We start from the raw sequence: 15624 nt of genomic DNA, 5'->3' as shown, positions 1-15624 counted from the left end.
ACTATAATTGTTTATCCAGAGTTGAAATTACATTTACTGCCTTTTCGTAATCATGCTGCATAGCGTCTGAAGAAGCCGGTGTATATCTGGCAAACTCACAGCTTTCCAGCAAAGAGATAAAATCGGCGGTGGTCTGCTGGTCTACCGATCTTTCGATAAGCAAGGCTTCTATCCTTTCCTTACTCATCTCACTTGTCTGAATTCGCAGTTTCGCCTTCAGGTAATTATGCATGGATCGCTCAAGGGCCAGATAAAATTCCTTTTGGTCACCAAGATTTCTTTTGGCTTCCGAAAGATATTTTCTGGCTAGTTTATCGGCTTTTCTAATTCTGTTTCCTTTTACATCTCTTGCTCTTTCTTCTCGTTTCTTTCCGAAAAGGATGAATAAAGGTATAGCGGCCAGTGGCAGGATAAGCGCGCTCCAGAAACCCGCAGACCCCAGAAAGCTATCACTATTTATAGGTCTGAGATTCGTATCCAGTTTTATGAAACGGAACTGATCGCCAGATAGAGCAAGCTTTTGTTTATTAACTCCGGAAATTCCCGAGGGTTCATTTCCAGCAAGCGGCCCTCTATCTACGTTGACAAGTATCTCTTCAGAACTGGTCGTTTTATAGGTCTCTGTTGAAGGGTCAAAGTAGGAAAACGAAAGTGCCGGAATCGGATATTTCCCCTTACGGGTGGGTACTATGGTATAGGTTTCAGAAATACTACCCTGCATCCCGTTCAGGTTGGTATTCACATTCTCCCTTCTTTCAGGATCGTACATTTCCAGAGAGGAAGGAGCCGAAAGAGCTGGAAGGTCGAATAATTTTAGGTTTCCGTTACCACGAACCTCCACTTTTGCCTGCAGACTTTCCCCGGCATTCAGTTCATTCTTGCTGGCAGTGACATTGAAATCGAATTTCCCTACCGCCCCGGTAAAGTTCGCAGGTTTACCATCGGGCAAAGATTTTACATTAATTTTTTTATTATCGGCTGCGACAGTCTTATTAACGGTTTTGTATATACGACTACCAAAAATATCCCTTCTTTCACTAGGCACATCTACAGCGATTGAAAGAGTTAAAGGTTCGATATTCAGTTCTCCGGTTTTCTGAGGATAGAGAATCGTCTTTCTTAAAATAACATAGCGGTATGGTTCCCCTTGGTATTCCCCGTTCTCAACTCTTAGCTGCTGAATATCTATACTCTGACTCCAGAAATCATTGTACTTTGGGCTATCCAGCTCTCTCCAGTTGCTTACACTCACCCGCGGACTCACATACAGTTTGTATACAATGGTTATTGCTTCGTTTAAATAAGGATTATTCTTGGAAACTTCTGCCACCAGATGCAGATTATCTTCGGCAATAAGTTCGGTATTGTCGCCATCGGTGGGTTTATCTACAGCTGCCGTGATCTCTACCGTCAGAGGCGAGGTCTTATAGGTCTTGTCATCTATCACGATCTCGGCCTGACCTATGGTAAGATTCCCTCTTGATTTAGGCTGAAGATAAAAACTATAAGTTTTGGAATATTCCATCTTCCCGTTAAGGATACTGGTGCTAATTTTCTGGTTAGGCCCACCCACAACGGTAAATCCGTCGAAAGATGGCGGTTTAAAGTTATCACCGTCCTCATTCATTTCGAAATCAACCCTAAGCCGTTCATTAATTCCCAGCTTTTCCCTGCTCACTTTGGCCTCAAACCTAACCTGGGCCTGTACAAGGCCGGCTGTGAACAATAAAAAACCTAAAATCAAATACTTCAATTTCATCTTTTTCCTCCTATACAGTCAATCTTTTTTGTCGAACAATAGACCGGAATGTTACCAGTCCTTTTCAGATTTTACTTTTACACCCTTGGCTTTTTCCGCATTTATTTTGTCCTGAACCTTTTTCTCCTCGTTATTCATAGCTTCTAACAGACTTTTTATCTGCTGCGGTGAAAGCTGTCCCTGAGCAGGTCTTTGTTGTTGCTGCTTTTCTTTATCGCCTTCTCCCTGATCCTTTTGCTGCTCGTCTCCTTTATCTTTTTGTTTGTCTTCGTTTTCATCGCCTTCTTTCTTATCCTTCTCATTCTCGCCTTCATCATTAGGCTTTTGATCCTGATTCTGGTCATCTCCTCCTTCACCATCCTTATTCTGATCTTTTTGCTGCTGATCCTGATTCTGATCTTCGTTCTGATCGTCCTTGCTATTCTCGTCCTGGTTCTCATCCTGACCCTGTCCTTCTTTTTCCAGTTTTTTCTTAGCTAAGGCAAGATTATACCTAGTCTCCTCATCAGTAGGATCATTGCGCAGCGCATCTTTATAGGCATCTACAGCCTCCTGATATTTCTCCTGCTGCATATAAGAATTTCCCAAGTTATGATATATACGATGTTTTTCTTCCTTGGTTGCAGCAATTTCAGCAGCTTCTTTTAATCTGTGTTCGGCATTTACAGATTTCTCCTTTCCGTAGTACAAATTTCCCATATTGTACTTTGCATTGATATTGGAAGGGTCTTTTGAAATTGCTTTTCTATAGGAAGCCTCGGCACTGGCAAAATTATTTTCTGATAAGGCATCCTGGGCTTCCGCAATAAATTCGTTAGACTCCCGTTGCTGTTTTTTTAGATTTTCCTGGGCATTCATGGATAGCCCAAACAGGATGAAAAATCCCGTTAATATTAAATATTTAGTCTTACTCTGCATCATCTTTTTCGCCTTTCTTCCTGCGTTCATTAAAGAGATTAAGCCTTCTTAACCAGGCCGTACTGCGTTCAAGTACAAAAATATCAAGAAATAATAATGCCAAAGCCACTCCAAGGAACCATTGAAAATGAGATTTGAAGTCGGCAAACTGTTTTGCTTCAAATTCAGTCTTTTCGATATTCTGCAATTCTTCTGTCACCCTGTCAGTCACCTCACTGGTCACATTCCCTTCAATATAACTTCCATCAGCCGAATTTGCAATTTCCTGAAGGGTACCAGGATTCAGCTTGGTTATTACGGTTTCACCCTGATTGTCTTTTTTATAGTTCTGGATAACTCCATTTCTCTTGATTGGAATAGGACCACCTTTTTCGGTACCAACACCTATAGTATATATCCTAATTCCCATTTCTGCAGCCTGCATTGAGATTTCTTCCACATTTCCCTCATGATCTTCCCCGTCACTAATGATAAACAATACACGATTGGTCTGCTGCTCGTCATCATAATAGGTAGTAGCCAGTTCTATAGCATCACTAATAGCGGTACCCTGAGAAGAGATCATATCGGTATTCAGGGCCTGAAGGAACATTCTGGCGGCTGAATAATCTGTGGTAATGGGCAACTGAGGAAATGCACCACCCGCATAAGCTATGATTCCCACGCGGTCGCTTCCCAAAGTATTCAGGATCTGGCTTACCAGCTGTTTGGACTTTTCCAGTCTGCTGGGAGCAATGTCTTCCGCATCCATACTTTTAGACACATCTATCGCGAAAACAATATCCACGCCCTCCCTTTTAACCGTCTCCAGCTTGGTGCCCATCTTAGGGTTTACCAGAGCGATCACAAGACTGCTTATACCAAGGAGAATTAAAATAAGTTTTATGATCGGTTTGGAGCGGGAACGGTTAGGAGCGAGAAATTTCAGTAACGAAGAATCCGCGAATTTTTTTCTGGTCCTGCTCTGCCAGAAGATCAGAAACAGAAAAAACAGAATGATCACCGGGATTGCCAGCAATAACCAAAACCATATTTTTTCTTCCAGTACAAACATTTATATAAAACTTCTGAATAAAGTGAGCCTTAACAAGACTTCCAGTAAAAGTAACCCTCCGGCTAAAAGCACTAAAGGTCGGTATTTCTCATCGTAATTATAATAACGGAATTCCTCTATTTCCGTTTTTTCAAGGGAGTCTATCTCAGCATATATCTCCTGCAATTTTTCATTATCGGTTGCCCTGAAATATTTCCCTCCTGTGGATGAGGCTATCTCCTTCAACAGATCTTCATCGATCTCTACCTGCACATTTCCAAACTGAAACCTACCGTTAGGCAGAATAGCAACTGGAGAAAGGGCAGTACCGTTACTTCCAACCCCTATCGTATAAACCTTGATCCCAAATTCTACCGCAAGTTCACTGGCTGTGTTAGGATCAATGAACCCGGAATTATTCACCCCATCGGTTAACAGGATGATCACCTTACTTTCAGCTTCACTATCCTTTAGCCGGTTAACTGCTGTAGCCAGCCCGGACCCAATGGCCGTACCGTTTTCCAGTACATCATTATACTCTATATCTTCCAGAGCATCCAAAACGATAGATTTATCACTCGTAATTGGGGTTTTGGTAAAGCTTTCACCGGCGTAAACAACAAGGCCTATCCTGTCTCCCGGCCTGTCTCTGACAAATTCCTCGGCTACAGCTTTTAAGGCATCTAGGCGGTTTGGCTGAAGGTCCCGGGCAAGCATGCTCGCTGAAACGTCAATGGCCATGACAATATCTATTCCCTGAGTACTGCTGGTCTGGGTTGATACATCAACGGTCCTTGGCCTGGCCATTGCCATAATGATGAGCGCAAGTACGAGCAACCTTAGAACGAAAAGAACCGGCCTCAATTTCGATAGAAGTCCCGATTTCACCTTGAAACCTTTAGTACTGGATATCTTAAGTTCAGCCGTTTGCTTATTTCGCTTCCATATATACCAGGCTGCCGCCAGGGGAAGGAGTAAGAACAACCAGAAGAACTCCGGGTTTTCAAATGTGAAATTAGCAAACATTATTCGTTCAAATTAGTTATTTCCACTGAGTTTATGATGCGTTCAGAGATCTCTTTCGCATACTGATCATTTTCATTAAAAATGACCATGACCTGTTCAAAACCTCCGCTTTCAGCAAAATTCAGTATCACATATTCATTAGGGATGGATTCGCCATTTACAGGATTTTCCACTTGTAGAGTTCCAAAGACCTTTAAGCCTTTCGCTCCACTCAACGTAGTAAATTCTTCCTGCTTCATTATTATATTTCGTGCTCCCTGATTCTCCAGATTCGTATAAATTCCATCAACGGCCTTCTCGAGATCAAAATTCACCTCACCCTTGAATTTAATGGTGCTTAAGGTAGTATAGAAATTACTTAGCAGACTGCCATAAATGAATGTTTCCGATCCCACCATCATTTCCCGGACATCCTGCGGCATTTCAATCTCACCACGAACCAGCACCTGGGGAGTGGTAACCGATACCGGCGGATATCCATACTCACTTCTTATCCATTCACCTTCCAGCAATTCCTTGGTTGGATGCCCCAGGTAAGTATCCTTCACATAGGTATATCCTTTGGTAGCGATCAGCGCAGAAACGCCAATTATAATAATAGCAACCCCAATAAGCACTCCCAGGACAATACGGCGTTTCTTTCTCTTTCTTGCCTGTTCTTTTAAAAATGCCTCATCATGAAGTAGTTCTTCTTCTGATGGTTCGGGAACAGAGGCTCTTAGATCATCTATTATATGCTGGGTTTTTGAACGATCTTCTTTTGCGGTGATCACATCTGGCTTTGATCTTGCAAACTTTGCAAGGTCGGCACGCTCTAAAATACGTTTAAAGTCCATAATGGTCTCCTCGTTCAATTGAAGTTTTCCCTGCTGCTTTTGTTCCTTCAGATAAAGAATAAGCTCGTTGGTCGTCATTTCCAGACCATGATCGTAGATCTTCCTGTCCAGGTATTTACGCGCTGCAAAGCTCAGTTGAGAATAATATTCTTTGATCTCCCTTTTTTCAAGCAGCTGTGATTTATCGAGTTTTTCCAACTCGGCCATGGCTTCTTCATAAGGCGGAAGTTCAGGCTCTGCATCAGCTTTTCTCTTTTTCCTAATAATTAGATAGGCAACAAGTCCGGCTACTATAAAAATTGCCAGCAGCCACCAGATCCAGTCTGGAATATTAAATCCTGGTGGCACTTCTACCGATGGTTTTATAGGATAGAGCTTCTGTTTGGTGGTATCTACCACAACATCATTTACCTCTATCGCTATGGAATCGGTAAAGAAAGAATTGCTTTCGATCAATACTTCCTGCCCGGGAATCACGTACCGACCGGAATCGAACTGGGTAAGAAAATATTCTTTTAAAAGTCGGTAGCCACCATTTTCGCGAACGGTATCAATTTCCAGAGATTCCACAAGTTCCAAAGGAGAAAAGGTCTCCCCTTCAGGAAATACAACCAGATCTTCGGGGGCGGTCTCCACCTCAATGCTATATTTTATCTGTTCCCCTATTTTGATGGTCGTGGAATCTACCGAGGCTGAAACCTGTGACTGAGCCTCAACATTTGTTGACGCCAGGAATAAGCCTATAAAAAACAGAAATCCCAGGCAACCTGAGATATGAAAATTGAAATATGTATTCTTAAACTTTCCTTGCATTTTGATTTAAGCCCTTCTTTTAAAATAGCCCAGTAATTTTTTCACATAACTTTCATCGGTACGGTTATTAATTATTCCGGCACCGCTCAGGGAAAAGCTTTGATGGAAGTAATCAAGCCGCTCCTGATAATATTTTGAATATGCACGACGAACCGATTTTGAGCCAGTATTCACATTCACATATTCGCCTGTTTCCTCGTCCAACATTTGTACCAGACCCAGATTGGGAATTCTCTCTTCCATCCTATCAAAGACCCTAATACCCGTAACATCATGTTTCCCAGCAACTATTTTAAGTGTATGCTGATAATCATCAGCCATAAAATCTGAAAGCAGAAAGACAATAGCTTTCTTTTTCATCACATTGGATAGATATTTCAGGGCACCGGCAATATCAGTATTTTTGCCTTCAGGTTTGAATTCCAGGAGCTCCCGAATGATTCGAAGGACATGAAACCTACCCTTTTTTGGCGGAATATAAAGTTCGATTCGATCTGTAAATAACAGCAGGCCTATTTTATCATTATTATTAGTAGCTGAAAAAGCCAGCGTAGCGGCTATCTCTGTAATCACATCCTTTTTGAACTGCTGCTGTGTACCAAACATTTCAGAACCTGAAATATCCACCACGAGCATCATGGTAAGCTCCCTTTCTTCCTCAAAAACCTTTACAAAAGGTTCATTATAACGTGCCGTGACATTCCAGTCAATACTTCTTACATCATCTCCAAACTGATATGCCCTAACCTCACTAAAGGTCATCCCTCTTCCCTTAAAAGTAGAATGATACTCCCCGCCAAAGACGTGATCGCTCAGTCTGCGGGTCTTGATTTCGATTTTTCGTACTTTTTTAAGGAGTTCCTTTGTATCCATAATTTCAGTGCGCAGTTTTCAGTAGCAGTTTATAGTTTTTTTATGCACTGCGACTGTCTACCGCTAACTTTTTCTAGGGTACTTCAATCTCGTTCACGATCTTATTTACAAGATCTTCAGAAGTGATGTTTTCAGCTTCGGCTTCATAAGTGATCCCTATCCTGTGACGAAGAACATCGTGTACCACGGCGCGTACGTCTTCCGGCACCACATAACCGCGACGTTTGATAAAGGCATAACATTTTGATGCTATTGCCAGGTTAATACTACCCCTTGGAGAAGCTCCAAAACTTATCAAAGGCTTGATATCTTCAAGATTATATTTTTCCGGAGTACGTGTAGCGAATACAATATCAAGGATATATTTTTCAATTTTCTCGTCCATATATACCTCTCTAACTGCACCCTGCGCCCTAAGTATCTGTTCGAGATCTACCACCGGGTTTACTTTTTCAAAACCGTCTTTCAGATTCGCCCTTATAATGAGCTGCTCTTCGGCCATCTGAGGATATTTTATTACTGTTTTGAGCATAAAACGGTCCACCTGAGCTTCAGGTAGAGGATAGGTTCCTTCCTGTTCTACCGGGTTCTGGGTTGCCATCACTAAAAATGGTTTATCCAGCTTGAATGTCTCATCCCCAATGGTCACCTGCTTTTCTTGCATAGCTTCCAGCAGGGCTGATTGTACTTTTGCCGGGGCACGGTTGATCTCATCGGCGAGTACGAAATTGGCGAAGATGGGTCCTTTTTTGATACTGAAATCACTCACCTTCATATTATAGATAAGGGTACCTATAACATCTGCAGGTAAAAGGTCGGGTGTGAACTGTATCCTGCTAAAACTTCCATGAACTGCCTGCGCAAGTGTATTGATCGCAAGGGTCTTGGCCAGACCGGGCACCCCTTCAAGCAGGATGTGGCCCTGGCCCAAAAGACCTATTAGTAAACGTTCTACCATGTGCTTTTGACCAACGATCACCTTGTTCATTTCACGGGTGAGCAGGTCTACAAAAGCACTTTCTTTCTCAATTTTCTCGTTAATACTGGCAATATCAACAGATGAATCGTTTTCCATCATGATTTTCAGATTTTGATGTCGTGAATATACGCACTTGAAGTAAGCGCCGCAAATTGAAAATTTATTGGATTTTGAGTTGTTAAAATAAAGTTAAAAATAAAAAAAGGCAGTACCAATGTACTGCCTTCTCAAGAATATTTTTTTAGAAGATCTATTACAATTCGATCTCTCCCAAATCTGTAGTTTCATTTGGTCTAACTTCAACCTCAGTATTTGTATGGACATCTAAATCAACATCGCTCTGTGGAGTTATAGTAAGAGTATATGTTCCGGCCGGTACACCTTTCAGAGCAAATTCCCCTTCATCATTAGTATAAGCTGACACGGTAATACTTCCATTAGTAAGTACGGCCAAACTCTGAACATCGATTTCTATAGTTTCAGGAATTATAACTTTACCAACTACCATTCCTGCATCTGCCTCAGCACTAACTCTAATTACAGGTTTTAGGTTATAACTTCCATTACCTGTAGTTACCACAGATTTGTCAACATCAAAATCAAGCAGGAAGGCGTAGTTCTCGCCTGCTATAAACTCCTGATTTATCTGCAGTTTTAATCCGGATTGCTGTGCACTTGGAGTGTTAAGAGGTTTGCTCTCCCCATCTATCACCACACTGTTTTCAGATCCAAGAACCAGTCTCATCTGACTAACAAAACCTGCCGGCACCTCAGTGTCTGCAAGCAACTGGGAAACTCCTCCAGTAAGTTCGAGAAGGTCATATACACCGGTTTCCACGTCACCAACGCTAATCCAGCCATCACCATCTTCATCACCTTCAAGTTCTCCCTCAGCTTCAGTTTCAACATGTATCTCAACATCCTGAACATCCACAAGAACTGCATCGTAATCACCTGGAGCGTCGGTCATTCTAACAGTCAGGTTTGCTGTTCCTTCCCCATTGTTTGTACTGGAATCATCTTCGCTACAACTAATTAATCCAAAGGATACCAGGGTAGCGATCATTAAGCTTTTTAAAGTAAGACTTTTCAAATATTTCATAAGTAGACATTATTGGTTTTGGCAGGATAACGGCAAGCTTTGTGCTAGATTTTGTTTGGCTTACCTTATTTAACGAAATTTAACGGAGCTTAACCATGCTTTAATAAAAAGTGGAAGCATGCTAAGCAATACTTTATTACCTTAGAAATAAAAATTAGAAACATGAAAACTGCCCTGATAACCGGTGCTACCAGTGGGATTGGTAGATCTACAGCAAAAAGATTCGCCAGCGAAGGAATTAAACTTATTCTTTGCGGACGTAGAAAAGAGCGTCTTGAAAAACTAAAAAAAGAATTAAGTATGAAAACTGAGGTGCAAATCCTCAGTTTTGATGTGAGGAAAAAGGAGGATGTTTTCCACAATATTGAATCATTACCTGAGGAATTCAGAAACATCGATATCCTGGTAAACAATGCTGGCAATGCACATGGCCTGGACCCTATTCAATCAGGAAGCATCGAAGACTGGGAAGCCATGCTGGATATCAACGTAAAAGGTTTGTTATATGTTAGCAAGGCCATAATTCCGGGGATGATGGAAAGACAATCCGGCCATATTATCAATATTGGTTCTACTGCCGGAAAAGAGGTCTATCCTAATGGGAATGTGTATTGCGCCAGCAAACATGCGGTAGATGCAATAAACCAGGGGATGCGAATAGATCTTAATGGGAATGGAATACGGGTAGGCGCTATTAACCCTGGCCTGGTACAAACCGAATTCAGCGATGTTAGATTTAAAGGCGATTCTGAAAAGGCTGAAAAAGTATACCAGGGATTCAAAGCGCTGCAGCCTGAGGATATTGCCGATATCATTCATTTTGTGGTTACCAGACCTTATCATGTGAATATTGCAGATCTTACAGTAATGCCTACCGCGCAGGCCACAAGTACTATTGTAGATAAAAAAGCTTAAAGCTCTGAGCTTAATACATATTCAGCAATGATCAACAAACGCCTTCTTATTAAGAATTTGCTAGCACATAATGATGAGAACAGCTTTTATGACAAAAAGCGGCAGCTCAATATTGGCGAAAAAGAAGGCAAGGCTAAATTTCTTAAACATATATGCGCCCTTTCCAATTCAAATCCTGAGAATAACTCCTACATAGTGATAGGCGTTGAAGATGAGGATAGCAAAATTGTAGGTATCGATTTTTTTGATGATAGTAAGATCCAGAACCTGGTGAATGCCTATCTAACAAATCCTCCTATTATCTCCTATGAGAACATTCCTTTCCCCCATCTCCCGGACAATCTCGTGGTAGGTTTGGTCACCATCAGGCCTAACCATGGAAAAATATGTTCTTTCAGAAAGAATATCTGGAAGTATTACGGCGGCTCTGTGTTTCTTAGAGACGGAAGCATCAGCATGCCTAAGGTCTTTGACATCGAAATAAAAGACGTGAACTCCTCGCAGGTGGCTTCCATAGAGAACCACTCTCATAATAATATTGAATATACACTGGATGGTGTCTTCGATTTTATGAAAAAAAGAAGGGATTACAATCCCACCTATAAGGTTTTTAAAGAATATTTCGTGGTATGCTGGGCCGGAAAGGAGAAAAAAATGAAGAATGAAAGTTATTTTTCCCGTGTTGATATCGAACTTATCAATGAGCAGGTAAAATTGTTCTATTCAGATCTTGATGAAGTAAGTATTAGCCTGGACAAAGATTTTTTCAGGATCATAGAGTATGTCCACCTGGGATTACATGATCAGTTCAAATACTATCCACTTGAAGAAGTGATGATAAGATTCAGGGATAATGGGAGTTATGATATAGACAGTAAATTGTTGTTTGAGCCTCCCAGGTTCGATAAAAGAACCCTTTATCATATCTATAACACCAACAAGACTCTTATTCAGAAATTGGAAAAAGGCTATGAGTTAACTCCCGGTCAGAAAAAAGACCTGAAAAACCTTCCGTCTACTTATTTATTATGTTATTTGAATAATTTTAAAGAAGCTTTAACCAAACTCGAGGAAGCCAAACCTTATCTTAAGGCTTATAATCAGGAAATTTACCAGTCCTATAAAGAAAGTATGCGAATTTTAAGAAAGGTGAAATATAATTAATATGCCCAGAAAACTAGTAATTGGCGATTTGCACGGTGGGCTTAAGGCATTGATCCAGTTGTTGGAACGCATAGACCTTACTCCAGATGACAAACTGATCTTCCTTGGAGATTATGTGGATGGGTGGAGTGATTCGGCCAATACCGTTACCTATCTTATAAGCCTGGCGAGACAGAATTCCTGTATTTTTATTAGGGGGAATCACGATGATCTGGCACATAAATGGCTGGAAAACGGGGAAATGAACCAGAAATGGCTGGAACATGGCGGGCAGTCCAGCATTGACGCTTACCGTAATTTTACAAAAGAAGAAAAGGAAGAACATGTCCGGTTTTTTAGAGATATGTTCAATTTCTATAAGGATGATAAGGAAAGATTGTTTGTCCATGCTGGTTTTACCAATCTTCACGGACCCGACTATGAATATTATGAAACAGGCTTCTATTGGGACAGAACGCTTTGGGAAATGGTCCTGTCTATGGATGAAGGGCTTGAACCGGAAGATTCATATTACCCAAGACGACTGAAACATTTTTCGGAGATATATATAGGCCACACGCCTGTAACCCGAATAGGAAAAACAAGGCCATACAATAAGGCCAATATCTGGAATGTGGATACCGGAGCTGCTTTTAAAGGTCCTATTTCGGCAATTGATGTGGAGACCAAAGAGGTTTATCAAAGTGATCCCGTGCATACTTTTTATCCCGATGAACAGGGTAGAAATTAGGCTTTTTTTATTATTTGCTCTAAAATCATATTCATATATTTGAAGTTCAATCTATTCCGGTTTTAAAATCACCAGATGGTTTGGAATTATAAAAAACCGCGTGTTTATTGCGGTATAGAATAAGTAAAGCTATTGAAATAGCTTAATAAAAATTAAAGAATGGCATTAGACAATATACGTTTAGAGGTGATGCAAACAGTTGAAAAATCTGTTCAGGGGTTTATAGATGAATATCTTATTCCTGTTGAAGAGATTTGGCAACCTACAGATCTTTTGCCCAATTTACAGGGTGAAGAAGGTTTTGAACAGGTGCACCAAATTAGGGAAGAGGCTAAGGAGCTTGGCTATGATTTCTGGGTGGTACTTGTGGCAGATATGGTAACCGAAGAAGCACTGCCTACTTACGAATCCTGGCTTATGGACATGGAAGGAGTGGAGCAGCACGGCAAATCCAAAGGAAATCATAATGCATGGGCGAAATGGGTGCGTCACTGGACCGGGGAAGAGAACCGTCACGGTGATACACTGAATAAGTACCTCTACCTTTCGGGCAGAGTGAACATGAAAGAAATTGAAAAGACCACTCAGTATTTGATCAATGATGGTTTTGATATCGGAACAGGAAGAGATCCTTACCGAAACTTTGTTTACACAAGTTTCCAGGAACTGGCAACCAATATTTCCCATAAAAGGGTGGGACAGCTGGCCAAGAAAAAAGGAAATAAGATGCTCGGGAAGATGTGTAATATTATTGCCGGCGACGAGATGAGACATTACATGGCCTACAGGGAATTTGTAAAGACCATCTTTGAACATGATCCTAGTGAGATGATGCTGGCCTTTCAGGATATGATGAAGAAAAAGATCGTAATGCCGGCCCAGTTCATCAGGGAATCAGGGCAGGGAATCGCAGAAGCTTTTGAAAACTTCTCAAATGCCGCACAAAGACTGGGAGTCTATACCACCTATGATTATATAGATATCCTGAAAAAGCTTAATGCCTACTGGGAAATAGATAAAATGAGATCGCTTACTGACGAAGCCGAAAAAGCCAGGGATTATTTAATGGCTCTTCCTGATAGAATGTCAAGAATCGCAGAAAGAATTGCCATTCCTCAGGACCCTCATAAATTCAAATGGGTTGAGGCCAACGGCATGATCTAGTGATCTAGTGACCATAAATAAAAAAACCGCTTCCAATGAAGCGGTTTTTTTATCCTATATTTTAGCTTTTCAGGAAGAAACCGGAGTTCTTTTTCCTTTCCAGACTTTGTAGGCAGCAAGGTCCTTTTCCATGAGATTCAAACAAAACGCAATTACCGCGGCATCATCTAAATAACCTATTACCGGAATAAAATCCGGAATAAGATCAATGGGTGACAAAACATACAATAAGGCAGCTCCAGCTGCCGCTATAATATTAAACGGGATTTCACGATAGACTCCACTTGCATAATCTTTTATAAGCGAAAAAAGAATCATCGCATCATCCAGATACCTTTTCAATTTTCCCTTATTTTCAAATTTATCAAGGATCTCTTGCTCCTCTTCGATCACTTTCCCAATATCCTCTTTCTCAAATGCCTCCGCTCTTCTTGAATGAGCTTCTTTCACTTCTTCCTTAGAAAATTTACTCATAAAACCTTTAAATTAATGAAGTCCCAAAGTACAGAATATCGTAATCTGAGACAAAAAACACCTGTGGTTTATAAGTAATTTAACTATGAAGGACCGATTGTTTCACTCAAAATTTCTGCCATTTTATTAGCCTTATAAGGCATGAACATATTTAACATCGTTGCCGGAAATCCTTTCGATAAAGTAAATAGAAGAATACAAAAAACCCGCTTTAGAGATAAAGCGGGTTTATATTAAACTTATAATTAATTAAACTACAGATCGAACTTGATTCCCTGCGCAAGAGGCAGCTCAGTTGTATAGTTTATAGTATTGGTTTGTCTTCTCATATAGATTTTCCAGGCATCAGATCCTGATTCCCTTCCTCCACCGGTTTCTTTCTCACCACCAAATGCACCACCAATTTCAGCGCCGGAAGTACCAATATTCACATTGGCGATCCCGCAATCTGAACCTTCCGCAGAAAGGAACCTTTCAGCCTCCCTCAAATTATTTGTCATGATCGCCGAAGAAAGACCCTGTTTAACTCCATTCTGAAGCTTAAGAGCATTACTCACATCTCCCGAATATTTCATGATATAAAGTACGGGTGCGAATGTCTCATGCTGCACGATCTCAAAGTGATTCTCTGCCTCAGCTATGGCCGGTTTAACATAGCATCCGCTTTCGTAACCTTCACCCTCAAGTACGCCACCTTCAACAAGTATTTTTCCGCCTTCTTCCACCACTTTATCCAGGGCAGCCTGATAATTCTTCACAGCGTCCTTATCGATTAGTGGACCAACATGGTTATTTTCGTCCAACGGATTGCCTATTCTAATCTGTTTATATGCGTTTACAATAGCGTCTTTAACCTTATCATATATATCTTCGTGAACGATAAGTCTTCTGGTGGAAGTACAACGCTGTCCACATGTTCCTACCGCACCGAACACAGCTCCTATCACTGTATTCTTGATATTGGCATCCGGTGTGACAATGATGGCATTGTTACCTCCTAATTCAAGAAGGGATTTTCCAAGACGTGCAGCAACAGCCTGCGCTACTATTTTACCCATTCTTATAGATCCCGTTGCGGAAATAAGAGGTACACGATCGTCTGTAGTCATCATTTCACCCACCCTGTAATCTCCGGTGATCAAAGAAGATATTCCTGCAGGAACATTGTTTTCGGCAAATACTCTTGCCGCGATGTTCTGGCACGCTACTGAAGTAAGAGGTGTTTTTTCTGAACCTTTCCAGATACAGGCATCTCCACAAACCCAGGCTAAAGCTGTATTCCACGACCATACCGCCACAGGAAAATTGAAGGCTGAAATAATTCCCACAACTCCAAGAGGATGGTACTGTTCATACATTCTATGTCCGGGACGTTCACTATGCATGGTGAGTCCATGCAGCTGTCTTGATAGACCTACTGCAAAATCACAGATATCTATCATTTCCTGAACCTCACCAAGACCTTCCTGATAAGATTTACCCATTTCATAAGAAACCAGTTTTCCTAAAGGTTTCTTTAGCCTGCGTAGCTCATCATTAAACTGACGAACCACTTCACCTCTTTGCGGGGCAGGCCAGGTTCTCCACTCTTTAAAACCCTTCTCGGCTGTAGTGATCACCTTTTCATAATCTTCCTTTGTCGTGGCCTTTACTTTTCCAATCAATGCACCATCAACTGGCGAATAGGACTCTATAATGTCACCATCACCAAACCAGTCTTCTCCGGTTGAGGTACCATTATTAATATCACTTAAACCTAAATCTTTCAGGGCTTGTTTAATCCCGAATTCTTCAGCTATTTTGCTCATTAAATTGCATTTTTATCGATTAATTTGTGT

The 15624-nt window shown here is 41.1% G+C and carries 13 protein-coding genes and 1 pseudogene; 4 read left to right on the top strand and 10 right to left on the bottom strand.

The features are described from left to right. Position 1 precedes the first annotated feature (1 nt). The 8 genes from LU635_RS05640 to LU635_RS05605 form a co-directional block, all read right to left on the bottom strand. Complete coding sequence (locus LU635_RS05640) at positions 2-1759, bottom strand: BatD family protein (RefSeq protein WP_240097084.1); 1758 nt, start codon at positions 1757-1759, stop codon at positions 2-4. Positions 1760-1810: 51 nt separating this feature from the next. Beyond that, positions 1811-2707 (bottom strand): tetratricopeptide repeat protein, encoded by an 897-nt coding sequence (locus tag LU635_RS05635; RefSeq protein ID WP_240097082.1) that lies wholly within the window; start codon positions 2705-2707, stop codon positions 1811-1813. Then, positions 2667-3731, bottom strand: coding sequence for a VWA domain-containing protein (locus tag LU635_RS05630; RefSeq protein ID WP_240097080.1), 1065 nt, complete (start codon positions 3729-3731; stop codon positions 2667-2669). The genes LU635_RS05635 and LU635_RS05630 overlap by 41 nt, the downstream gene beginning before the upstream one ends. Beyond that, the gene (locus LU635_RS05625) at positions 3732-4736 is read right to left on the bottom strand and encodes a vWA domain-containing protein (protein ID WP_240097078.1); all 1005 of its coding nucleotides are present in this window, start codon (positions 4734-4736) and stop codon (positions 3732-3734) included. Continuing rightward, positions 4736-6385, bottom strand: a complete 1650-nt coding sequence (locus LU635_RS05620) for a protein BatD (RefSeq protein WP_240097076.1) — start codon at positions 6383-6385, stop codon at positions 4736-4738. Before LU635_RS05620 ends, LU635_RS05625 begins: the two co-directional genes overlap by 1 nt. Before the next feature lie 6 nt (positions 6386-6391). Further along, positions 6392-7258 (bottom strand): DUF58 domain-containing protein, encoded by an 867-nt coding sequence (locus LU635_RS05615; RefSeq protein WP_240097074.1) that lies wholly within the window; start codon positions 7256-7258, stop codon positions 6392-6394. A 73-nt stretch (positions 7259-7331) separates the two neighbouring features. Then, positions 7332-8336, bottom strand: coding sequence for an AAA family ATPase (locus LU635_RS05610; protein WP_240097072.1), 1005 nt, complete (start codon positions 8334-8336; stop codon positions 7332-7334). A gap of 154 nt (positions 8337-8490) precedes the next feature. Then, positions 8491-9339: a DUF4382 domain-containing protein gene (locus LU635_RS05605; protein WP_240097070.1), complete on the bottom strand. Its 849-nt coding sequence runs from the start codon at positions 9337-9339 to the stop codon at positions 8491-8493. A 162-nt stretch (positions 9340-9501) separates the two neighbouring features. Between LU635_RS05605 and LU635_RS05600 the strand changes: the two genes are divergently transcribed. From LU635_RS05600 to LU635_RS05585, 4 genes are all read left to right on the top strand, one after another. Further along, positions 9502-10254 carry an SDR family NAD(P)-dependent oxidoreductase gene (locus LU635_RS05600; protein ID WP_240097069.1) on the top strand — a complete coding sequence of 251 codons (753 nt, stop codon included), beginning with the start codon at positions 9502-9504 and terminating at the stop codon, positions 10252-10254. A gap of 27 nt (positions 10255-10281) precedes the next feature. Further along, a complete protein-coding gene (locus LU635_RS05595; RefSeq protein ID WP_240097068.1) occupies positions 10282-11418 on the top strand; it encodes an ATP-binding protein in 1137 nt (378 codons plus the stop codon). Between the two features lies 1 nt (position 11419). Beyond that, entirely contained in the window at positions 11420-12148 is a 729-nt protein-coding gene (locus tag LU635_RS05590) for a metallophosphoesterase family protein (RefSeq protein WP_240097067.1), read from the top strand. Between the two features lie 159 nt (positions 12149-12307). Beyond that, positions 12308-13312, top strand: a complete 1005-nt coding sequence (locus tag LU635_RS05585; protein ID WP_240097066.1) for an acyl-ACP desaturase — start codon at positions 12308-12310, stop codon at positions 13310-13312. 158 nt (positions 13313-13470) lie between these two features. Here LU635_RS05585 and LU635_RS17290 read toward each other — a convergent pair. Further along, positions 13471-13537 (bottom strand): annotated as a pseudogene (locus LU635_RS17290) (YkvA family protein); the annotation flags it as partial. A 503-nt stretch (positions 13538-14040) separates the two neighbouring features. After that, positions 14041-15594, bottom strand: a complete 1554-nt coding sequence (amaB, locus tag LU635_RS05575) for an L-piperidine-6-carboxylate dehydrogenase (protein ID WP_240097065.1) — start codon at positions 15592-15594, stop codon at positions 14041-14043. Positions 15595-15624: the final 30 nt, after the last annotated feature.

Origin of the sequence: Christiangramia crocea, assembly GCF_022410465.1 — a bacterium.
GTDB classification, from domain to species: Bacteria; Bacteroidota; Bacteroidia; order Flavobacteriales; family Flavobacteriaceae; genus Christiangramia; species Christiangramia crocea.
This window is presented reverse-complemented; position numbering and strand designations above follow the sequence as displayed.